The sequence below is a fragment of the Myxococcus guangdongensis genome (assembly GCF_024198255.1).
In the GTDB taxonomy this organism is placed as follows: Bacteria; Myxococcota; Myxococcia; order Myxococcales; family Myxococcaceae; genus Myxococcus; species Myxococcus guangdongensis.
This window is the reverse complement of record NZ_JAJVKW010000003.1, coordinates 838,638-861,263: the sequence shown is the minus strand read 5'-3', so window position 1 is coordinate 861,263 and position 22,626 is coordinate 838,638. Positions and strand designations below refer to the sequence as shown.

General features: G+C 73.8%; 12 protein-coding genes. 4 read left to right on the top strand and 8 right to left on the bottom strand.

Annotated elements, in window-relative coordinates; genetic code table 11:
* The first annotated feature begins 16 nt into the window (after nucleotides 1–16).
* On the top strand, nucleotides 17–970 hold the full coding sequence (locus tag LXT21_RS12890) for a LysR family transcriptional regulator (protein ID WP_254038413.1): 954 nt from the start codon (nucleotides 17–19) through the stop codon (nucleotides 968–970).
* Nucleotides 971–1,170: 200 nt separating this feature from the next.
* Nucleotides 1,171–2,583: an ankyrin repeat domain-containing protein gene (locus tag LXT21_RS12885; RefSeq protein ID WP_254038412.1), complete on the top strand. Its 1,413-nt coding sequence runs from the start codon at nucleotides 1,171–1,173 to the stop codon at nucleotides 2,581–2,583.
* On the opposite strand, the gene LXT21_RS12880 is transcribed toward LXT21_RS12885, so the two are convergent.
* Entirely contained in the window at nucleotides 2,537–4,030 is a 1,494-nt protein-coding gene (locus LXT21_RS12880; RefSeq protein ID WP_254038411.1) for a DUF1800 domain-containing protein, read from the bottom strand. The genes LXT21_RS12885 and LXT21_RS12880 overlap by 47 nt on opposite strands.
* Nucleotides 4,031–4,304: 274 nt before the next feature.
* Here LXT21_RS12880 and LXT21_RS12875 point away from each other — a divergent pair, with 274 nt between their 5' ends.
* Together LXT21_RS12875 and LXT21_RS12870 are read left to right on the top strand one after the other, a co-directional pair.
* Entirely contained in the window at nucleotides 4,305–6,140 is a 1,836-nt protein-coding gene (locus LXT21_RS12875; RefSeq protein WP_254038410.1) for a protein-arginine deiminase domain-containing protein, read from the top strand.
* On the top strand, nucleotides 6,137–7,051 hold the full coding sequence (locus LXT21_RS12870) for a hypothetical protein (RefSeq protein ID WP_254038553.1): 915 nt from the start codon (nucleotides 6,137–6,139) through the stop codon (nucleotides 7,049–7,051). The genes LXT21_RS12875 and LXT21_RS12870 overlap by 4 nt, the downstream gene beginning before the upstream one ends.
* Before the next feature lie 11 nt (nucleotides 7,052–7,062).
* Here the strand turns inward: LXT21_RS12870 and LXT21_RS12865 are convergent, their stop codons facing one another.
* From LXT21_RS12865 to LXT21_RS12835, 7 genes are all read right to left on the bottom strand, one after another.
* Nucleotides 7,063–7,767: a response regulator transcription factor gene (locus tag LXT21_RS12865; protein WP_254038409.1), complete on the bottom strand. Its 705-nt coding sequence runs from the start codon at nucleotides 7,765–7,767 to the stop codon at nucleotides 7,063–7,065.
* A complete protein-coding gene (locus LXT21_RS12860; RefSeq protein ID WP_254038408.1) occupies nucleotides 7,764–9,587 on the bottom strand; it encodes a sensor histidine kinase in 1,824 nt (607 codons plus the stop codon). The genes LXT21_RS12865 and LXT21_RS12860 overlap by 4 nt, the downstream gene beginning before the upstream one ends.
* A gap of 8 nt (nucleotides 9,588–9,595) precedes the next feature.
* The gene (locus LXT21_RS12855; RefSeq protein WP_254038407.1) at nucleotides 9,596–11,002 is read right to left on the bottom strand and encodes a YfbK domain-containing protein; all 1,407 of its coding nucleotides are present in this window, start codon (nucleotides 11,000–11,002) and stop codon (nucleotides 9,596–9,598) included.
* Between the two features lie 80 nt (nucleotides 11,003–11,082).
* Nucleotides 11,083–11,751 (bottom strand): D-alanyl-D-alanine dipeptidase, encoded by a 669-nt coding sequence (gene ddpX, locus LXT21_RS12850; protein ID WP_254038406.1) that lies wholly within the window; start codon nucleotides 11,749–11,751, stop codon nucleotides 11,083–11,085.
* Entirely contained in the window at nucleotides 11,748–12,446 is a 699-nt protein-coding gene (gene queC, locus LXT21_RS12845; protein ID WP_046716235.1) for a 7-cyano-7-deazaguanine synthase QueC, read from the bottom strand. Before queC ends, ddpX begins: the two co-directional genes overlap by 4 nt.
* On the bottom strand, nucleotides 12,446–13,045 hold the full coding sequence (locus tag LXT21_RS12840) for a hypothetical protein (protein ID WP_254038405.1): 600 nt from the start codon (nucleotides 13,043–13,045) through the stop codon (nucleotides 12,446–12,448). Before LXT21_RS12840 ends, queC begins: the two co-directional genes overlap by 1 nt.
* A 21-nt stretch (nucleotides 13,046–13,066) precedes the next feature.
* Nucleotides 13,067–22,615 (bottom strand): flagellar hook-length control protein FliK, encoded by a 9,549-nt coding sequence (locus LXT21_RS12835; RefSeq protein ID WP_254038404.1) that lies wholly within the window; start codon nucleotides 22,613–22,615, stop codon nucleotides 13,067–13,069.
* Nucleotides 22,616–22,626: the final 11 nt, after the last annotated feature.

The following is a 22,626-nucleotide window of genomic DNA, read 5'->3' as shown; positions in this document are numbered from 1 at the left end:
CACATAAGCTCAAGCCATGCTTGGCAATCGCGAGGCGCTGTGGACGCTGTGGGAAGTCAGTCGCGCGGGGACGCACGCCGCCGCCGCGGCGCGACTGGGCATCACCGCGTCCGCCGTGGGACAGCAGCTCAAGGCGCTCGAGCGACACACGGGCGTCGCGCTGTTCGAGCGCGTGGGACGAAGGGCGCGGCTCACCCCCGCCGGAGCGGCGCTCGTCGCGCGACTGGCGGAGCACCTGCCCGCGCTGGACGCCGCCGTGGAGGAGGCCTCCGAGGTCCACCGCGTGGTGCGCGGCGAGGTGACCCTGGGCGGCCCCTGGCCCTTCTTCCGCTACTGGCTGCGCCCGCGCCTGCCGTCCCTCCTGGCGGCGCATCCCGAGCTGCGCCTGGACGTCCGCTTCGATGTCCCCAGCCGCGTCGCGCGCAGGCTCCTCGACGGTGAGCTGGACCTGGGCCTCGTCGGCCTGTTGCCCGAGGCCCCGGGCCTGGAGCTGCGCCCCGTGGCCCAGGAGCGCTTCGTCGCCGTGGCCTCCCCTGCCTATTTGAAGCGTTGGGGGAGCCCGAGGAGCGCCCGCGACTTCGCCACGCATCGCTTCATCGCCTTCGACGCGGACCTGGCCATGCTCCTGCCCTGGTGGCGCGCGGCCTTCGGCGCCCGGGAGCCCCTGCCGACGCAGGTCGTCTGCCGCATCGCCAACCTCGACGAGATGCTCGCACTGGCGGAGGCCGGCGTGGGGCTGACGGTGCTGCCCGACTACCTGGTGGGGCCCGCGCTGCGCGAAGGGCGCGTCGTCGAGCTCACCGCGGAGGCCGCCCGCAGCGCCTCACGCCGCCCCTGGGGCACCCTCTGGGTGGCGTGGCGCCGAGCCGCCGCTCCCACCGCGCGCTTCCTCGCGGTCCGCGACTGGTTGCTGGCGAAGGAGCCACGGAGTCCCCCGTCCCCCATCGACAGACGCGGACGGCGCGCCTAGCGCGGCACGGCCCCGAAGACCTCCTGACGCCAGGGAATCACATCACAGACAGGGACACACATCGGCCCGAGCGGCGTGGCGCGTCATGTGGACGGAGGCACGCCGAGCGGTGTCCATCCAGCCCGCGGGGCGTCCCTTGACGAATCACAGCCATGGGGCCGACTGGCGTCGGGTGCGGATGTCTGGTCTAGACTCCGCCCATGTCCTCCCACCGCGTGTCCTCCCTCCGCCTCGGCTTCGATGGCACCGCGCCCCTGGGGCTGCTCCTCGCGGCGCTGGCATCGTTGCTGATGACGACCTCCGCCGAGGCGGCGTCCATCGAGCGTGAGCTGCCCTCGGATTCGCGGAGCTGGTCCGCGAAGGACTGCTTCACCTGGCGTCCGGACCTGAACAGCTTCAGACAAGGCCAGAAGCCCCCTTCGTTCGAGTCGAGGTTCCCCGCCCGCTCCATCGAGGGCTGCGAAATCCACGTCGTCCGCGTCGTCTCGGTGCGAGACCAGGGCGCCACGAAGTACCGGCCCCCGAGGGTGGAGCTGGCGGTCGAGGAGACGTTGCTGGGCGTCACGCCCGGGGAGCACCTCCCCGCCGTCTTCAGCAGCGGGGTTCCGGAGTTCCGCTGTGGAACCCAGGGCCCGGGAACCCAGGAGCCCGCCCCCGAGCCGCACGTCACCGGACCCGACATCGGGCAGAGGTTCATCGTCATGGGAGGATGGAACGAGGCGCGCGACTGGTTCGAGGTCGCGTCGTCGGGACGCTGGCACTTCAACACCTCGGAGCACGACTGGTTCAAGCAAGGGGTGGCGCGACTGCGCAGGAAGAATCCCGGCTTCGACGCGCGCATGGCGAGTCTGAGGAAGAAGGCGGTCACCCAGCAGGTCGACGCGGCCCTGCGCACGGCCGTCCAGGAGCGCGACCTCCCGCGGGTCCGGGAGCTGGTGGCGCAGGGCGCGAATGTCGGCCCCCAGCGGGAACCCGACACGTCCGCGCTCTCCAGCGCCACCCTGAACGGGGACAAGGACATCATCCGGGCGCTGCTGCCCGGCATCCGCCCGGGCATGCGCGACAGCATGGCCTTGAAGCACGCCATCGAGCTGCGCGACCCTCATCTGCTGGAGGAGCTGCTGGCGGCGGGCCTCGGGGTCCAGCCACGCGAGGGCGACGCCAGCGCGCTCCACACGGCGCTCCACCAGATGAACTGCGAGATGGTCCGCCTCCTGCTCGGGAAGGGCGCCAACCCCAACCACGGGGGGAAGGACGCCGTCTATCCGCTCCAGGTCGCCGTCTCCCACCGCGAGGCCCTGCGCTGCGTCCCCCTCCTCCTCCAGCACGGAGCGAAGCCGGACTCCGGGTGGCCCGCCCACAAGACGACGCCCCTGGCGCAGCTCGCGGAGCAGGCCTACTCGCGAGACGCGGAGCTCGCGGTCCGTGCCCTGGTCGCCGCGGGGGCCCGGATGGACCGGGCCTTCCCCCCGGAGCTCCGGGACGTGAGCCAGATTCAGGACGACGCGATGCGCGCCCTCTTCGAGGAGCTGAGCGGGAGGGCCGCGGCCCGGCCACGCTCGCGTGCTACTGCCGCTGGAACTCCGGTGAGCCCAACAGCAGTCCGGCGATGAGGGCCACGTCGACGGGCCCTCGCTCCGCCTCGGCGCTCGCCGACTCCTTCCGGCGGGAGAGCGCGGCGAGCACCGTCGCCCTCGTCTCCTCCGACGGCGGCGTCCCCAGGAGCGCGAGCCCGAGCGCCTCCAGCCACGCCTCCGCCGTGGGCTCCGCGGGCCACGCGACGGACTCCATCACCACGCGCGTCCCAGGCATCCTGCCGCTCACCAGGTCCAACCCGAAGTTCAGCCGCGCCACCAGCGAGCCGCTGTTCACCCACGGCGCCGCCACCTCGGGGAAGCCCGTGGGCGCCGGCGCCCGGTACAGGGGCTGTCCCATCTTCGCCACCGACTGCACCAGCCGGGGACGCACCTCCACCTCCGCCCCCGTCACCCGCAGCGCGGACACCACGAACTCGAAGGGCGTCTTCACCTTCGCGCCACGCGCCTCGGTCGCCCAGAACTCCGGCGCGTCCAACAGCGCGCGGTACACCGACGAAAGGTCCCCGTCCGTGTCGAGGAACACCTTCGCCAACCGGTCCACCAACGCCGGGGGCGGCGAGTCCGACACGAAGCGCCGCGCCAGCTTCGTCGCGAGGTGCCGCGCCGTGGACGGATGCCGCGCGAGCACATCCAACACCCGCTCCCCATCCGCCTCCCCACCTCCCGCCGCGAGCTCCTGCCCCAGCACGCGCTTCGACTCCGGGTCATGCGCCCGACGACGGAAGACGAACTCGGGCGCCTCGCGCGGCTTCTTCACGCTCCACCCCGTGAAGCACCGCGCCACCTCCCGCACGTCCGTCTGCGAGTAGCCGCCCTCCACGCCCAACGTGTGCAGCTCCAGCAGCTCGCGCGCGTAGTTCTCGTTGAGCCCCGGCCTGGGCTCGGCGTCCATCTCCACCTCGCCCTCGTCCTCCGCGTCCCCGCGCGCGCGGCCCCGCTCCGGCATGCCGTCACGCCTGCTCCTCCAGTTGTCCAGATAGACGAGCATCGCCGGGTGGCGCGCCGTGGCGCCGAGCAACGTCCGGAAGCGCCCGAAGACATGCGGGCGGATGGCGTCGCGCTCGTACGACGTCACCATCCATCGCACCGCGCCCTTGTCCGCGGAGACGTTGAAGTGGTTGAACCAGAAGTCCACCAGCACCTCCTCGAGCGGATTCGGCCCCTCGACGGCGCGCAGCAGCTTGGCGGCGGCGAGCTCTTCACTGATTCGCGCGGGGCGCTCCAGCTCACGCCCATCCAGGAGCGCCTGCTCGCGCTCCTTCCGGTTCGGGTACGCGTCGAGCAGCTCCGACATCGACATCTCCAGCGTGGGCAACGCCTGGAGCTTGCCTGCCAGCGCCGGTGACATCGGCGCGTCCCGACGCACGAGCCGCGCCTCCACCCAACCGCGCACCCCCAGGCGCCGCACCTCCGCCAGCTCGCGCGCCGACGGCCCGAAGGCCCACCGCTGGAGCAGGTGCACCTGCGCTCCCGGCCCGAGGTCCTCGACGGGCGCCTGACTCCGCGCTGGGTGTGAAGTGCTCGCACATGAGAGCAGCAAGGCCGACAGCAAACCGAGGGACACGAGGCGCATGGCTGGAGGCAGGAACCCACGAGCCCGCGCGAGGTTATCGCCCGCGCCCCCAGGTGCCTGCTCGCCCACCCTGTCAAACATCCCTTGCCTCCTGAACACCGCCGGCTCGCACCAACCGTTGCTTGTACCCGAACCCCGGATGTTTTTCGTATGGATGCCAACGATGAAGACGCCCGCGCCCTTGGGGTGGTTGCTCTCGCTGGTGGTGCTCGGCGGGTGCTCCGCCCTCTTCGATTCTGGTGGTGACACCGGCAGCCATTCGGACCGGCTCACCGCGCCGTTCGAGCCGCACGTGGACCTGCTCGCGGACGTCAACCGCGACGGCGTGGTCGACGAGCGGGACGAAGCCGGCGAGGAGACCTGGAGCGCCGAGCGTGGCGCCATCTTCCTGGCCAACATCGACGACGACCAGAAGGCGTGTCCCTTCAGTCCGTCCTTCACCCAGCTCAGCGACGAGCAGCTCGCCGGGTGCAACGACGCCCAGGACAACGAGGTCAACGGTGAGGAGGACCTCAAGGACCTGGCGCGGCTGCGCGTCGCGCCGTGGCCTGGGGCGCCGAGCTACGCGGTGGGCACCGTGTCCGTGACGGGAGCGGGCGCGGACAAGGTGCGCCTGTTCAAGCGCATGGATGGACAGTTCCTGTCGTTCCGCATCGCCAACGTGCTGCCGCTGTCCGCCAGGGATTTGCGCGAGGGCGCGGACCTGGCCATCGAGGCCAACGACATCGTGAGGGACTCGGCCGCGTGGGATGGCCGCGTGGAGGTGACGCTGACCGTCTACCACGTGGACCGTCCACAGGAGCTGTTCCGGGACACGGTGATGATGCGCGTGGCGCCCGTGGTGCTGTTCCATCACCTGTCACCGGTGCGCAACGTCTACGTCTCGCGACTGGACACCGAGGCGTCGGCGCGCTTCCGGGAGGACCTGGGCGGCGCGCTCGTCAGCTCCCAGGAGCCCACGCTCTTCTCCGAGTTCGCGGTGGATGACCTGTGGACCCAGGACTATTTCGAGCCCGCGTACATGGCGATGCCCACCGAGGGCGGCGGACAACACGTCATCCAGGTCAACCTCCGCTCAGCCAACGTCAACACGAACGAGCGCCCGGTGCCGCTGCGCGAGGCCGGACGCATCGTCTACTGGCTGCGCGGCCGGGACCAGGCGGCGGTGCAGCAGTACCAGTCAGGCATGTCGCCCGAATCGCAGACGCTCAACTCCATGGGCAACACCGAGGTCATCCCGCCCTACGAGAAGGACGGCGTGAAGTATCCGCTGGGCCGGCTCCTGCGCGGACGGGGCCCCGACTCCGAGCCCGACTTCCAGCTGGACCCGAGCTTCACGCGGATGCTCGACGCGCAGGCCGTCCAGCCGGTGGTGTACCTGGACACGTCCTGGCTCGCCGTGGCGCACGTGGATGAGACGGTCAGCTTCCTGCCCGTGGACTCGCCGCGTGGATGGATTGCCCTGGTGGCCGACCCCGCCCAGGCGCGGCGCATGCTGATGGATGCGCAGGCGCGCGGACATGGCGAGGCGCAGCTCTTCGAGGGCAAGCGCTGGATGATGGAGCAGCCCGCGGAGATGACGGTCTCCGCGCTGCTGGACCACGCCGGGGTGATGGACACCAACGCGATGGCCGCGCTCGAAATCGAGGAGCAGTTGGCCGTGCTCCGCGAGGAGACGGGAATCACCGACGCGGAGATCATCCGCGTGCCCTTCCTCTTCCAGAGTTCCACCCACGGCGCGATGGCGCTGCAGCCCGGCACGGTGAATCTGTTGTCGGTGTCGCGCTCGCTCGTCATCGCGCCGGACCCGCATGGCCCCGTCATCGACGGGAAGGACGTGTTCAAGGTGCAGATGGAGCAGGCCCTGGCGCCGCACGGCATCCGCGTGCACTGGTCCGACACCTGGGACCCCTACCACGTGGGGGGTGGTGAGGTGCATTGCGCGACGAACGCCGCGCGCGTCCCGTCCCCCGTGAAGTGGTGGGAGGGCGGCCGATGAGCTCCACGCTGTCACGCGGCCTGTGCACCGCCGTGTCGTTGCTGTTGATGCTGCTCGCCCTGCCCGCCCTCGCGCAGACGGACGGCCTGGGCGCGCTGCGCGAGGAGGTGGCGAAGGCGCGTCAGCAGACGCCCGAGGCCTTCACGCGCCTGGAGGCGGCCGTCGCCCAGGTGGACGTCTTGGATGCGCGCAAGCGTGGGACTGTCGCCGCCATCGCGCCGCTGTTCCGCCAGCTCGGCCCCCAGGGGCTGTGGCCCATGGTGGAGCGGCTCGCCTTCGACACGGGGCAGGCGCCCCAGCCCGAGCGTGACTCCGCGAAGCTGGCCCTCCAGTTGGGGATGATTGAAGCCACCGGCGAGCTGAGGGACGCGCGGCTGTTGCCCTTGTGGACGTACCTGCTCGAACGTCTGGAGACCCGGCGTCCGGCACGTCGCGCGGCGGCGACGGCGCTGGCGAAGCTGGAGTCGGACGAGGCCGCGCAGGTGCTCGTCGCGCTGTCTCGCGAAGCAGGCGCGCGCGGCCTCTCGGTGCTCGGGGCCATGGGGTCCTGCCGCAGGCTGACGGTGGCGCAGCGACTGGCGGAGGTGCTCGCGGCGCGGCCCGCGCCGGAGGTCGCCCGCCGCGTCGCGCAGGCGCTGGGAGACATCGGCTCCGCGTGGGCCTGGAAGACGCCGCAGGTGAAGCACCGCGCGGAGGAAGGCGCCGTGCGCCGCGTGGCCGCGGAGGCCCTGGTCCACGCGTGGCCCGACTACTCGGGGGACGCCCAGCGCGCGCTCACCCAGGCGGTGCTGCGCGTGGACGCGCCGGAGACGCTGACGCTCCTCCAGTCGACCCGGGCGCGGATGCCGGATGCGCAGCGCGCGGGCCTGGGGACGCTGGAGCGGCAGGTGGTCAACAACCCGCTGCGCTGAAGGGCCTCCACTCAGGGCGCTTCGATTTCCATGCGGTAGCCCACCCCGCGCACCGTCTGGATGGCGAAGCGCGAGGCGCTGTTCCACCCCAGCTTCTTCTTCAAGCTGGAGACGAAGTTGTCCACGGTGTGCGGGTCCACGACGACGTCGCGCCCCCACACCGCGTCCAGGATGTCGTCGCGGCGCAGCACCCGCTCGCGCTCCTTCACCAGGAAGGCCAGCAGGTCGAACTCCGTGCGCGTCAGCTCCACGGCCGCGCCGTCGGGGTTCTCCACCTTGCGGCGGTCCAGGTCCATCCGGTAGCCGCCGAAGCGCACCTGCTTCGCGGGCGCGGCGCCGCCCGAGCGGCGCACCAGCGCCCCCACGCGCGCGAGCAGCTCCCGCAGCCGGTAGGGCTTGCCCAGGTAGTCCTGCGCGCCCGCCTCGAAGCCGCGCACCACGTCGTCCTCCAGTGTGCGTGCGGTGAGCATCAACACCGGCGTGGCGACGCCCTCCTCGCGCAGCGCGCGGCACAGCGAGTAGCCGTCGCCGTCCGGCAGCATGACGTCCAGGAGGAGGAGCTGGAAGGCGCCGCGGGAGAGGTGCTCGCGGGCCTCGCGCACGGTGGAGGCCTCCTCCACGGCGTAGCCTCCTTGGTGCTCCAGGCTGTCGCGCAGCGCGAGCCGCAGGTTCGGGTCGTCCTCCACGAGGAGGATGGTGGGCTGGGTGGGGTTCATATCGTCGCAGTCGAGGGAAACGAGAGCTCGAAGGTGGTGCCCTCGGGGCTGGAGGCCACCACGCGCAGGGTGCCTCCGTGAAGACGCATGATGCGGCGGCACAGCGCCAGGCCCAGGCCGCTGCCGGGCACCTCGCGGCCCTGGCCGGGCAGGCGGACGAACTCGCCGAAGACGCGCTCCCAATCCTGGGGCGGAATCCCCACGCCGTTGTCGGAGAAGCGCACGCGTCCACCGGGCATCGCCTCCACGCGCAGGCGCACCGGCTGCCGGGCGTTGTAGGCGCACGCGTTGCGCGCGAGGTTGGAGAGGAGCAGGCGCAACAGCTGCGAATCGGCGCGCAAGGACAGCTCGCCCACGTGCGCCTCCAGCTCCACGGGCACCTTGGACCAGGCCTCCAAGTCGCGGCGCATCAACGCCACCAGCTCCTCCAGGCGCACCGGCTCCAAGCGGGCCACCCAGCGGCCCTTGTCGATGCGATTGAAGGACAGCAGGTTCTCCACCAGGAAGCCCAGGCCGTCCGCCTCGCGCACGATGCGGCCCGGGTAGTCGCGCGCCTCGGCGCCCTCGGCCAGTCGCCACTCGAGCGTCTCCGCGAGCAGGCGGATGGAGGCCAGCGGCGTGCGCAGTTCGTGGGACACCGTGGCCACGAAGTCGCTCTTCAGCTCCAGGAAGCGGTACTTGCGGTGCTGCGCGAGGAAGGCCAGCGCGGCGATGCCCACCGCGAGCCCCGCGCACAACAGCACCATGCCCGTCTTCAGCCGGTAGCGCCGCTCCAGCGCCGTCTCGGCGCGCGCCCACTCGGGCGTCACCACCGACAAGGGCAGCGCGTCCACGGCCACCACCGCCGCGTCGCCGAGCAGCTTCACCGTTCCCTCCGCGTCCAGGAGCCCGCGCTCGCGCATCTCCCGCGTGAGCGACGCGAGCAGCACCCCCGCGTCCACCGCCACGCCGCGCACCTGGTTGCCACCGCGAGGCTCCAGGTACCACCCCGCGCGCACCAGGGCTGGGCCCGGGAGCGCGTCCGGCAGCGGCAAGGGGCTCTTCACGAGCTCACTCGCGCGGGCCTGCAAGTCCTCCACGGGCGCGCCCACCTTCGACGAGAGCGCCGCCACGCGCGTGAGCAGGAACTGGAAGTCCGCGGGCGTGAAGCGCGAGCGGCGCGACAACAGCAGGCGCTGCAAGCCATCCAGTCGGCCTCCACGTCCATCCGACAGGCCCTCGCGCACCAGGGCCTGCATGAGCTGCGGCACCGGGTCGCCCTTCTCCGCCAGGGCCTCGAGCACCACGAGCAGCCCCGGCACGTCCCGCGTCGAGGCGAGCACGTACTGCGAGCGGTGTTGCAGCAACGCCATCAACGCCACCGTGGAGGCGCGTCGGTCTCCTCGGGTCAGCGCCGTCTCCACCGCGCGCGTCCTCGCGAGCCGCTCCGCCCACGGGTCGTCCTTGTCCTCCGCCACCTCGGTGCCCGCGCGCAGCCGCGCGTACCGCTCGCTCGCGGGGGTGTCCTCACCCGTGTCGTGGAGCGCCAGTCGGGGCAGCACCTGGGTCCCGCGCTCGCGCAGGTACAGGCCGGTGGCGGGCGCCAGCGGGTCCGTCACCGCGGCCTCCAACGCGGGCCTCGCCGCCTCCAAGCGGTCCCTCAGCGTCTGCGTCAGGGACGCGCGGGCGTACTGCTCCAGGGCCTCGCGCCGCGAGTCGAGCGAGCGGCGGGCGTCCTCGCGCTCCTCGGCGAAGATGCGGTGCAGCGAGCCCAGTCCCCAGGCGAGCCCGAGGAGGCCGAGCACCAGCGCGACGAGCATGGGCAGCAGCCGGCGGAGCATCGTCGCGGCTACCTCCCGGAGCTCGGGAGCAGGTCGGGGTCCATGCTCGCGCCATCCGAGCCGGGGCGCTCCTTGCGCGCGTCGAGCGTGCCCGCCTTCTTGATGAGCGCGCCCAGGTTCGCCACGTCCGGCCGGCTCACCAGCGGCTCACCGAGGTCCTGCCAGAGCGCGTGCAGCCGCGCCCAGTCGAGCGAGCGCGTCCAGGGCGAGCCGCGCAGCCTCTCCGCGAAGGCGGCGGCCACGTAGACCAGCCGCGTGTCGGGCGAGGCGCGCGCCATGGACGAGCGCAGGACGCTGGAGGGCAACAGCTTGTTCGCGCGGCGCCACATGGTGTTCTCGCCCTCCTCGTAGAGGATGCGCAGGACACCGAAGGCGATGGCCGGGGCAATCAGCTTCACCTCGTAGATGGCGGTGACGGACGCGTCGGCGGAGAGGGCCACGGGGTCCGGCTTCACGTCGTCGCCGAGCGGCTCCGGCGGCGTGGCGGATGGATTCTCGTAGCCCACCAGGCGATAGCGGGCCACGGCGCGCTTGTCGAACTCGAGCTGCACGCCCACGTCGCTGAAGGACGAGCGCGTGCGCAGCGTCACGCGCACCACGTGGTAGCCCTTGCGGCTGGGCGAGGGGAACCCCTCCACGTCGACGATGAATGGTCCCGCGTCCTCGCCACCCGCCTTGGGAGAGAAGCTGTTGACGAAGTCCTCCACCCGCACCGCCTCCTCGGCCGGCAGCGAGTCGCGCTCCAGGTGGCCACGCGTCAGCGCATACGAGGCCGTGCTCACCCGCAGCGGGTACGTGGAGGCGTTCTCCTCCTCGGTGTCGATGGTCGGGTTGACGCCGTGGCCCCGCAGGTCCGAATCGCGCAGGAACTTGCTGCCCGGCACGTAGCGGCGCTCACCCGAGCCCTCGCTGGGCATCAGCGACACCTGGGGCAGCGCCCACGGCGGCGCGCGGTCTCGGATGTCGCCCGCGCGAGGCACCGCCATCCAGGCGACTCCGTCCGACTCCAACCGCAGCGGCGGCGCGAACGGCGTCAGGGACGCGAAGGGATGATGGGACACGGGCAGCGCCTGGAGCTCCACCGCCACGTCGAGCGTCCGTCCCGCCTCCACACGAACACCCTCGCGGGTGACGGGCTGGAAGGACTCCTTCTCGAAGCGCAGCGTGTAGAGGCCCGCCGGCAGGGACGCGAGTCGATACTGGCCCCGCTCATCGGTCGTCACGGTGCGCGGCGAGGACAGCGCGGGGGACGCGGCGTGGACCTTCACGCCCGCCAGGGGCCGCGTGTCCTTCGCCTCGGAGACCACGCCCGTCACCTCGCCCACCTGCGCCCACGCCGGCGAGGCGAGGCACAGGAGGACTCCGCAGAGGGAGCGAAGCAGGGCGCTCTTCATCGAGGGCTTCACGCGGGACACCGGGCACGGCCTTCCTTGGGATGGTGCGCAGCCTGCCGCAGGCGGCGGGCCGGCATCATCACGGTTCCATCATGGCGCCGTCAGCCCGCCTGGTTGCCCTGCTTCTCCGACGTGAAGGGCACATCCAACACGGGCCGCGACTTCGCGTCGGGCAAGTCGTAGTGCCACCACTCCATGCGGTTGGGCGAGAAGCCCGCGCCCAGCATCGCCTCGCGCAGCACCTCGCGATGACGGCGCGACGCCTCGGTGCCTCCCGCATAGCCGTGATGCGCCGCGGGCGTGAAGGTGTCGAAGGCGGTGGGCATCTCCACCTCCTGTCCGTCCAGCGTCACCAGCGTCAGGTCCACCGCGCCACCCCGGTTGTGGTTGGAGCCCTTGCGGGGGTCCGCCACGTAGCCGGGCACGGGCATGATCTTCCACATCTCCCACTGCACCGCGCGCGGCCGGTAGCAGTCGTAGACCTTGAGCCGGTAGCCCTTGGGCCGGAGCACGTCCGCGGCGGCCTTCAGCTTGCTCGCGGACTCCGGCAGGAGCAGACAGCGCGCCGTGTCGGGGTACACCTTCTTCTTCAGGAAGTTGTCCTCGGTCGCGTAGCGCAGGTCCAGCGCCAGGTCCTCCACCACCGTGGAGGCGTCCACCAGCGGCGAGGTGCCCGAGTCCTTCGGGGGCTTCGCCTTCTTGGCCCCCGCGTCCTCGGCGAGCGCCGGAGTCGACAGGCCCAGCGCCGCCACCAGCACCCACGTCCTCATGCTCCGGCCTCCACCGTGTAGCGCGTCGGGTCCGGCACGCCGGCCTCCTCGAAGCCCTTCTTGCGCAGCAGGCAGCTGTCACAGCGCCCGCAGGCGCGGCCCTGCGTGTCCGGGTCGTAGCAGGAGTGGGTGATGCCGTAGTCCACGCCCAGGCGGACGCCCTCGCGGATGATGTCCGCCTTCGTCAGGCCCGACAGCGGCGCGTGCACCGTGAAGCGCGCGCCCTCGACGCCCGCCTTCGTGGCCAGGTTGGCCATCGCCTCGAAGGAGCGGATGAACTCCGGCCGGCAGTCGGGATAGCCGCTGTAGTCCACCGCGTTGACGCCGATGTAGATGTCCGTGGCGCCCACCACCTCCGCGAGCCCCAGCGCCAGCGAGAGGAACAGCGCGTTGCGCGCGGGCACGTACGTCACCGGGACGCCGTGGCTCATCTCGTCCGCGGGCCGGTCCTTGGGCACGTCGATGTCCGCCGTCAGCGCGGAGCCGCCCACCTGGCGCAGGTCGATGCCCACCACCCGGAAGTCCTTCACACCCAGGGCCGTCGCCACCTCACGCGCCCGCTCGAGCTCCACCGCGTGCCGCTGGCCATACGCCACCGCCAGACACACCGGCTCGAAACCCTTCGCCTTCGCCATGGCCACGCACGTCGTCGAGTCCAGGCCCCCCGAGGTCAACACCACCGCACGCTTCGTCATCAGTCCCTCCGCACTCCCTGCACCTTGTACGCAGTCCTGCACGTCGTCGGATTACACGTACACGAGCCCGGCAGGAAGACGTCCGTCAGCGCGCCGCACGCGAGCGCCACGTCGTAGCCACTCTCCGTGGGGGCCGGCGGGCTGGCGTCGGGGATGCCGCCGTCGAAGCCGTTGCAGTCGCGGTTGAGCAGCCGCGCCTGGCTGTCGCTGAAGAGCGTCACCTTCAGTGACTCCTCGATTTGTGAGTCCTTGCAGGTGCTGCCACAGGACGCGCGCTGCGACGTCGCGCGGAGCATGGAGTCGACCTGCTGCCCGTCGAACTTCGCGTCGCGGTTGAAGCCCTGCACGGTGAGCCAGCCCGTGCCGCCGTCATCGTTGCGGGAGAACGTGCCCTCGAAGCGGAACACGCCCGCGTCGTCCACCTGCGCGAACTCCGGCATGGAGGCGTCGCAGGTGGTGTTCGCCGGGTCCAGGCGGGCCTCGAACTGGAAGGTGCCCAGGAACTGGTTGCCTGGGTACACCGGGTCCGTGTTGCAAGCCATGGCCGCGACGACGGCGGCCGCGGGGAGGACGGAGAGCAGCAAGGGCTTCAGGCGCATACGGCCGGGCAGGCTACACGGCTACCCGAGGTCGAGCACGCAAAGGGCCACGGCCCGGAAGGTCTCCCCCTGGGCGAGCACCGCGCCCACATCCACCCGCGCCGGGTCACCCCCGCGCACCTTGGCATCCAGCCGGGCCAGCACGCGCCCCGCCCCGAGCGACGAGGGCACCGCGCGGAAGGCCGCCACGGCCGCTTCGTCGAAGCCGGGGACTTCGCCCGGGCGGGAAAGCTTCACGCCCTCCGCTCCGAGCGCCAGGGCCAGCGCGCACAGATAGGCGAGCTCCACCGCGTCGAAGCACGCGAGCGCGCCCGCGCCCAGCACCAGGGCGTCCGGCGCGGTGAGGTACGCCTCCACGCCGCCGATGGGGTCCACGCCCACCGACAGCACCTCGGCGCCCAGGGAGGTCAGCGCGGGCCGCAGCGCGGCGAACAGGCGCGGGAGGCTCTCGGTCGTCACCGGCAGCACCCGGACGGGCGGCGCGTGCTGGAAGCCCGAGGGCAACGGCAGCGGCGACACTGGCACCCGCGTCACCAGCGCCGTGCTGGAGGACAGCGCCGCGCCGATGCCATCCGCGCGCTCGGCCGCGTCCTGACGGCCGACGAGCCGCAGGGCCTCGGCGAAGAGCGTCCAGCCGTCCACGTCCAGCGGGGACGCGCGCAACAGCCCCGGCCACACGCGCGTGGCGAACGCGGCGCCCTCGGACACGGGCGACAGCCGCTCACAGGCCAGGCGCAGGACTTCCGGCGACAGGCCCGCGCCATCGAGGAGGCGCTCGGCGAGCCGGGCCGCGGGGGCCACCAGCTGCGCGTCCAGGTAGCCGCGCAGGATGGACTCCAGCATCCCCGGCTCGTCGGTGAGCCGCTCGCGCAGCCGCAGCGCCTCGCCCGTGAGGCCCCGCTCCTCCGCGAGCCTCGCGCGGCGGGCCAGGCGCTCCTCCGTCTCCGGCAGCGCCTCCAATTGGGCGGCGGCCTCGGCCACCTGGCCCAGCATCTCGTACGCGTCCGCCCAGCGCTCGCGGTGCTGCGTCGCGGCGGCGGGACCTTCCGTCGACACCAGGCGCTCGGCGAGCGACACGAAGACGGCCGGGTCCTCGGCCTCATCCACCAGCGCCAGCAGGTTGTGCAGCGCCGTCACGCAGGCGGCGTCATCCTCGAGCGCGCGCTCGAAGGCCGCGCGGGCCTCGTCGGGCCGCTCCAGCGGGCTGAGCAACAGCTCGCCTTGCTCCAGATGCAGGATGGCCCGCGCTCGCGCGTCCTCCTCCACCTCGATGAGCTGGCCCAGCGTGCGCGCGGCGGCGTCGAAGCGGCCCAGGCTGAACTCCAGCATGTGGCGCTCGAGCAGCAGCGACTTGCGGCGGGACGTCCAGCCCTCCGCCGCCATGGCGAGCGCTTCCACGCGCGACGCGTCCGGCAGCGCGCGCACCCGGTTCAGCACGGCCACCGAGAGCGGCTCCGGGTGCTTCTCGAGGCCAGGCAACAGCAGCGTGAGCCGGGCCGCGAAGCCCGCGTCGGTCGACAGCTCGTCCAGCGCGCGCAGGCGCTGCAGCTCCGGCGCGTCCGGGGCGCGCAGCACCTCGTCGCGCAGGGCCACGGAGAAGGCCGCGTCCCTCGACACGGACAGGGCCGCCAGCTCCAACAGCCCCTCCGCGTCGTGCTCCGCGCGCAGCCCGTCCGCGAGCGCGGAGGCGTGGGCGGGGTCCGCGTCCGACTGCGCGACCAGGGCCCAGAGCGCCTCGCGCGTGCGCGCCGCGTCTCCGGCCTGCGCGGCCATGGCCAGCGCGTCCGTCAGCTCGCCGGCCAGCATCGCGGGCGCGAAGCCGACCTGGAGCGCGCGGGCGAAGGCGCCCAGCCGACCGAAGCGCTCCGCCAGCTCCGACGGCGCGAGCATGTCCGGCGCCTCGGTGGCGATGCGCTCGATGACCTCCAGCGCCTCGCCGTGCTCGCCCGCCTTCTCCCAGAGGTCCGCGGCCTCCAGCAGCAGCGGCGGACGCTCGTCCGGAGAGGCGAGCCGGGCCGCCTGCAGCAGCGCCGTCGCCGCCTTGGGGGACTCGCCCGAGGCCCGGTACAGGTGCGCGACTCGCAGCGTCGCGTCCACGTCCGGCTCGACGGCCGCCGCGTCCTTCGCCGCCTTCAGCGCGTCCGGCAGACGCCCCGCGCTCTCGAAGCCCCGGGCCGCCGCGAGCATCAACGCACGACGCTCACGTCCCGACGTCAGCTCGGCGCGGGCCACCTGGACCTCGGCCCGGCGCGCGGGAGCCTCCGTCAGCAGCTTCTCCAGCTCCTCCAGCGCGACGGCGTAGCCCGCGCCCGAGGCGCCGCGCTCCACCACCGCCTCCAGCGCCTCGCGGGCCGTGGACGTCTCGCCCTCGGCCTCCAGCAGCGCGGCCAGCTCCAACCGCAGCAGGGCCGCCTCGTCCGCGTCCTCCAGGCGCGGCACCAGCCGCTCCAGGGCCTGACGCAGTCGGGCCGTGTCGCGACGCTCGCGCAGCCCCGTCACCAGGGCGCGCAGCGCGGTGACGTCCTCGGGGGCGGCCTCGGCGGCGCGCTGGGTGAGCTCCCACGCCGCGGCCACGTCCGCGAGCGACTCGGCGGCCACGGTGGCGGCGGCCAGGAGCAGCTCGGCGGCGCGTGCGCCTCCCGCGGCCTCGGCGCCGGACTCGTACACCGCCAGCAGGTCGCCGTGGCGGCCCATCGCGCGCAGACCCGCGACGGCGCGGTCGATGACGGAGGCGTCCGCGGGACGCAGCCGCGCCAGGGGCAGCAGCGCGTCGATGGCCTCCCTCGGGTCCTCGAACAAATCCGCCGCGCGGCGGTACAGCACCTCCGCCGTCGCCGTGTCCTCCGCGCGTCGGGCGAGCTGCAGCGAGGCGCGGTACAGGCCGGGCGCGTTGCCCGTGCGCGAGTGCACCTCCGCCAGCAGCGACAGCGCCTCGCGGCCGCGCTCGCCGTCGGGCTCCAGCGACACCACCGACTCGAAGGCATCCGCCGCGTCGTGGTACGCGTTCGCGCCCAGCGACGCATGGCCCAACCGCAGCCAGGTCCGCGCGCGCACGGGCACGGGCAGCGCGTCACCGCCCGCGTCCAGCAGCCGCCGGTCATACGGCCGCGCGGCGGCGGGGCCACCACTGCGAGCCGCCAGCTCCGCGCGGGCGGTCAGCGCCTCCACGTCGTCGCCCGCGCTCGCCAGGTACACGTCGAAGGCCTCGGCGGCCAGCAGCGCCTCCCCCGCGTCCAGCAGGCGCGTGGCGCGCTCGCGCAAGAGGGGCAGCGCCTGCTCGCGAGGCAGGGCTCGCGCGCGCTGGGCGAGCAGCTCCGACAGCCGGCGCACGTCCGTGGCCGCGCGCTCGCGCACCTGCGCGAAGGCCTCGACGCTCGCGGGGTCCAGCTCGAAGGCGCGGTCCTCGCACAAGAGCGCGCGCTCGCGGGCGCCTCCCGCGCGGAAGGCCCGGGCCGCCGCCAGGTAGCTGGCCGCGGCGTCCACGTCGGACTGACGCTGGGCGCGCCGCAGCATCAGCTCCGCGAGCGACTGGTTGTCCTCGGACTCCTCCAGGAAGGCGCGGTGCCGGGTGAAGATGGGCTCGCGGAACGGGTCGGCCTCCAGCAGCACCGCGTCGAACTCGGCGGCGTCCGCGTGGCGATTCACCTCGTGCAGGAGCTCCGCGGCCTGCGCGGTGAGGTCCAGGTCGTCCGGACGGGCCGAGCGCGCGGCGATGAAGGCCGCGGCGGCCGCGTCCGGGCGCCCCGCCCTGTCGCGGTACAGCACCGCGGCGCGCTGGAGCAGCTCGGCGCGGCGCTCCGCGTCCGCCTCGCCCTCGGCGCACTCCTCGTACCAGGCGGCCAGCTCCGCCATGCGGCCGTCGCGCTCCAGCAGCCGGGCCAGCAGCGCCTCGGCCTCGTCGAGCGAGCGGTCCTCGCGCAGCGCCTCGCGCAGGAAGCGCTCCGCCTGCTCCGCGTCCGCGAGCACGCCCAGGTGCAGCTTCGCCAGCCGCAGCCGCAGCGCCGCGGCCTCCTTGGAGTCCTCCAGCAGCGGCAGCGCGCGCTCCAGCCACAGGGCCTCGGCGTCGGCGTCGTCGCGGCGCTCGGCCAGCGCGGCGCCCAGTCGCGCGGTGCCCAGGTCCTCCGCCAGCGAGAAGGCGCGGTCCAGCGCGCCCTCCGCGGCCGAGAGGTCCAGCTTCACGTCGCGCAGCAGCTCCGCGCGACGGCGCTCGCAGACGGCGGCCTCGGCGGGACGGCCACGCGACTCCAGGAGGTCTCGTGCATCCGCGAGCGCGCGCAGCGCGTCGTCCGCGCGGCCGGTGGACTCGGCGAGCCGGGCCTCTTCGTCGTGGGCCGCGAGCGTCGCCGCCACGTCGCCCACCTGGAGGCTGAGCGCGGCCACCTGACGCAGCTCCGTGAGCAGCTCCAGCGAGCGCCCCGTCTCGCGGTACAGCGAGGCGAGCCGCAGCCGCAGGGGCAGCGGCGTCTGGGCCATCTGGGCCGCGTGCGACAAGAGCGACGCCGCGACCCCCGCGTCCGCGAGCGAGGCGCGCGCCTTGTCCGCCAGCACCACGAGCCGCCGCACCGTGTCCTCGGACGGCGCCAGCGAGCGAGCGTGGGTGACGAGCACCTCGAAGGCGCCGCGCGGGTCGTCCTTCTCCAGCAGCGCGGAGAGCCGCTGCACCGCGGCCTCGCACAAGGGCCGCTCGGCGAGCAGCTTCCGGTACGCGCCCACGGCGCGCTTCGTCTCGCCCGCGCTCTCCGCCAGCTCGCCCAGCCGCAGCCAGCTCGCCTCGGCGGACTCGGCGTCGCCCGAGAAGTCCACCGCGAGCGCCAGCGTCTCCTGGAGCGGGAGCGCCTCCACCACCGCGCCGCGCAGGTAGAGCAGCTCCGCCAGCGAGGCCAGCTCCGCGCCGCGCGCCGGCACCAGGGCGTGTGCCTTGCGCGACAGCTTCAGCGCGCGCTCCAGGTCCTCCGCGTCGCGCGCGTAGGTGGCGCCCTCGCGCAGCAGCGTGGCGGCCTCGGTCGCGCCCGCGCTCTCGGCGGCGGTCTCCAGCAGCGCCGCGGCCTCGCGCAGCTCGCCCCGACCCGCGACCAGGGACACCAGCTGGCGCCGTGCGTTCGCGTCGTCCGGGGTCAGCCGCAGCGCATGGCGCAGCGCCGCCTCTGCGGGGCCCGGCTGGTCGAGTCGCTCCAGGTAGAGCGACGCCAGCTCCGAGTACATCGTCGCGGCCTCGCCCGACCCGGCGTGGGGCGCCTCGGCCGCGAGCACCTCGGCCAGCGCGGCCCAGTCTCCCAGGGTCCGCAGCACGCGCAGCAGGGACGCCGTGGCCCCCGTGTGTCGGGGCGCCAGCGCCAGCGCCGCCCGCAGGCTCTCGCGCGCATCGGCCAGCGCTCCGCGCGACTCCAGCAGCCCGGCGCGAGCCAGGTGCGCCTCGACGCGGCGGGGCGTGGGGCCCTGCTTCGCGGCCTCGGCCAGCGCGGTGGCCTCCTCGTCCGGACGCTCGTCACGGCGGGCCAGGTCGGCCAGGGTGAACCAGGCGTCGCAGCGCTCCGCCTCCGAGGGCGACAGGGCGACGGCGGCGAGCAGCGCCTCGCGCGCCAGCGGCCGGACATCCTTCTCCGCCAGCGTCGTCCCCAGGGCGAGCAGTCGCTCGCGGGCGCGCGTGCCGAGCTGGGCATCGGCGACCACCGCGCGACGCCACACCGCCAGCTCGCCCGCCTCGTCCTCGGACTCACGCGCCAGCTCCGCCAGCGCCAGCAGCAACGGCGCGGGGCGGCGAGACAGCGTGGCGGCCTCGGAGAAGTCCTCACGCGCGGCGGGCAGGCGATGGGACGCGCGGTGCAGCACGGCGCGGCGCGCGAGCAACTCCGCGCGCTCCTCTCCCGACGACGAGGTCACCAGGGCGCCCAACAGCTCCAGGCGCTCGGCCTCCTCCTCGACGGAGCCCGTGCCCGGCGGGGGCAGCAGATCGAGCAGCGCCTGCGCCGCCCACGTGTCGTGCGGCTCCTCCAGACGCAGGCTGCGCAGCGAGTCCATCGCCGCGCCCGCGCGTCCCAGCGACAACGACAGCTCCGCCAGCTCGCGACGGGCCGCGCGCCGAGGCTCACCGGACAGGCGGGGCCACAGCTCCACCAGCAGGTCCGCCAGCGCCTCGCGGGCGCCCGCCTTGCGGTGCAGGTTGGCCAGCTCCACGCGCGCGTCCAGGTCCTCCGGCGCGCGGATGCAGTACTCGCCCAACAGGCGGCGCGCGGAGTCGGTGCGGCCCGCGCGCACGGCGGCGCCCGCGGCCTTGCGCGTGAGGGACACGCGCTCCGCCTCGCGAGGCGCGTCGGCGTCCACCGGAGGCAGCGCCAGCACCGCCTCGAAGTCATCCAGCGCGGCCCGGGCATCGGTGGGCAGCTTCAGCTCACCCCGGCGCTGCCGCGCGGGAGCGAACGACGCGTCGCGCTCGAGCGCCTCGGCGAGGAACACCTCCTCGCGACTGGTCCCCGCCGCCAACAGCGACGCGCGGAACAGGAGCCTCGCGCCCGCGCGGTCCTCGGGCACCAGCACGGCACGGCGCGCGTAGAGGCGCGCCGCCTCCAGCTTCTCGCCCCGCTCCAGCTCCAGTTCGGCCAGCGACTCCAGCACCTCGGCCGCCAGCGGGCCCTCGGGGCTCGCCTCCAGCGCGGCGGACAGGCGCAGCAGCGCGGCGGACTTCTCGCCCCGCTCGAGCAGCGCGCGAGCGCTCTGCAGGAACAGCGGCGCGGCCTCCTCGGCGCGCTCGGCCCCCATCAGCGCCTGCGCGCGACCCGCCCACAGCTCGGCCAGCGCCTGCGTCTCGCCGGCCTCGGTGTAGAGGGACTCCAGGCGCGCGGCCAGCGCGTCGTCCAGACGGCGCAAGGGCAGCGCCTGCGCATACGCGGCGATGGCGCCCTCGCGGTCGCCGAGCATCTCGCACGCGCGTCCCAGCCGGGCCCGCACGTCCGCCAGCTTCTCCGGCGCCGCCGTGCGAGGCAGCGTGGACAGGAGCGACTCCAGCGCGCGCCGCGCATGCTCCGGGCGGTCGCAGCGCAGGGACAGGTCCGCCAGGTCCAGCAGCACCGCGGAGTCGGGCGCCAGCCGCGCCGCCTTCTCCAGCGCCACCAGCGCATCGCCCACGCGCCCCAGCCGGGCCTCCAGCACCCCGGCCAGCTCACGCAGCGCGGCCGCCGCCAGGCGCTTGTCGCCCTGCGCCTCGGCCACCCGCGCGCGCTCCTCCAGCGCCACGGCCAGCCCGGCCATGTCCGCGCGCTTGCGCTGCAGGGCGCACAGCTCACCCAGCGCCGGCAGGTCATCCGGCTCCGCGCGCAGCACCTCCTGCAGCGAATGCACCGCCAGGTCCAGGTCGAACGCCAGGTCGCGCGCGGCCACCGCGAGGCGCCGGTACTTCTGCGCGCGCTCCTTCACGTCGGTGGACAGCCGCGCCAGCGCGGACAGGCACCGCGTGAGCAGCGGCCCGTCGCGCCGCGCCTCGGCCAGCGCCAGCAGGGACTCCAGCGACGGCCGGTGGTCCGCGTCCGCCTCCAGCGCGAGCAGCAGCAGTCGCTCCGCCTTCTCCGGCTGCTGCAGCCGCCCGCGGTACAGCTCGCCCGCCTCCGCCCAGGACGCGGCGCGCTTGGAAGGCTCGTCCTGGAGCGCGGCGGACTTCTCCAGCGCGTCGGCCAGCTCCAGCGACTTGCCGGTGATGCGGAAGTACGGAATCAGCTCCTCGAGCGCCAGCGCGTCGCGAGGGTCCAACGCGAGCGCGGACTCCAGGTGCTCCCGCGAGCGCGCCGGGTCTCCCAGCCGCGAGCGGTACAGCCGCGCCAACGCGTGGTGGCTCGCATGCGCCGCGTGGCGGATGCCCTCCGAGCGCGGCGCCGGCCCCGCCAGCTCCAGCGCCTGCTGGTAGCCCGCGAGTGCCTCCTGCAACCGGCCCAGCCCCTCCGCCACGCGCGCGGCGGCGAACAGCGGCTCGGGCTCGCCGGGGAGCAGCGACACCGCCTCGCGGTAGCGAAGCAGCGCGTTCTCCGGCTGCTTCAAGCCCTCTTCCCACACGCGGCCGGCCATCAGGTCGGCGTGGCCCACCCGGTCCAGCTCGTGCCGGGCCATGGACACCTCGCGCAGGCGGTCCAACGCCTTGAGCGCGCGCAGGTGCTCGCCGCCCCGGTGACACAGCTCACCCAAGAGCAGCAACGCATCGGCCTGGTCCGGCGCCAGTCGCAGCGCGGCCTCGCAGTGCAGGCGCGCGCCGGCGATGTCGTCCTCCGTCTGCGCGCACAGCCGGGCCAGGTGCACGTGCGCGTCCGCGGCCTCGTGCGGGTCGCGAGCCAGCGCCGCCAACCGGCGATAGGCCCGCACCGCGCCGGCCCTGTCGCGCGCCTGGTCCGACGCGCGAGCCAGCGCCTTGAGCGACGGCAGGTGGTCCGGCTTCAGCCCCAGCAGCTCGTGCAGCGCCTTCACCGCGACTTGAGGCGCGGTGTCGCGAGAGCAGCGCGCGGCGGCCTCGGCGGAGAAGAAGGCCGCGGCCTCCTCGGACGTACGACGCGCCAGCGCGCACAGCGCCAGATAACGCTCGGCCGCGCGAGCACCCTCGCCGCGACGCTCGCGCACCACCGCCTCGCCCCACAGCGCCGCGGGGCTCCTGTCGCGCCTGCGCTGGAGCGTGGCCGCCACGTCCAGGGCCAGCTCGTGCGCCTGGGGGTCCGCGACCAGGAGCGACAACAGCCGCTCCGCCGCGAACGGGTGCGCGTCCTGCGCGTCCCCGGCCTGCAGATACACCTGCCGCGCCTCGGCCAGACGGCCCTGGGCGACCAGCCCCTCCGCGTCCGCGAACGCCCGCGCGCCCTCGAGCGTGAGCAGCAGCTCCTCGTCCGGCGCGGACGGAGGAGGAAGTCCCCCCGCCGCGAAGCGCAGCCGCAGGCCCGTGCTCGACACCTCGGCGGCGGACAGCCGCGCCGTGTCCAGCGACGGCATCTTGTAGCCACGGCTCACCGCCGCGAGCTGACACAGCGCGGGCAGCACGCGCGTGGAGAACCCAGAGGCCCCGCGCACCTCCACGTCGGGCACCAGCGCCAGCGCGCCCACCGCCGAGGACAACAGCCCCGGCACCTGCACCGACGGCGTCGACGAGAAGCCATACAGCCGCACGTCGTACAGGTAGATGGCGAGCTTCTCGCCATCCGCGTCGAAGGCGACCTTGAACGTGAACGGCGTGCGCTCCGGCGCGGGCAGCCGTCCCTGGCCCTCCAGGTAGCCGGGACGGAAGTGCAGCCGCAGCTCCTCGATGCCCGCCAGCTTCCCCGCCAGCTCCGCCACCCGCCGCGTGACGAGGTCCGCGTCGACGCTCAGCTCCAGGAAGCCGAAGCTCAGCTTCTTGCGCTGATAACGCGTGGCCCCGGCGCTGACGTTGAAGGGGAAGCTGACGTCCGGAATCTGGAGCGCGAAGTCGGAGATGCGCAGCCCGGGCGTGACTTCGAGCGCGGGGAACCCCACGAACGCCCTGCGGTCCAGCAGGCGCAGCTCGGGTGCTGCGGCGCGCGCGTCGGGCGCCGCGGTGGGCTTGGTGGAGTCGCTCTCGTTGGCCATCGCGGGAGCCC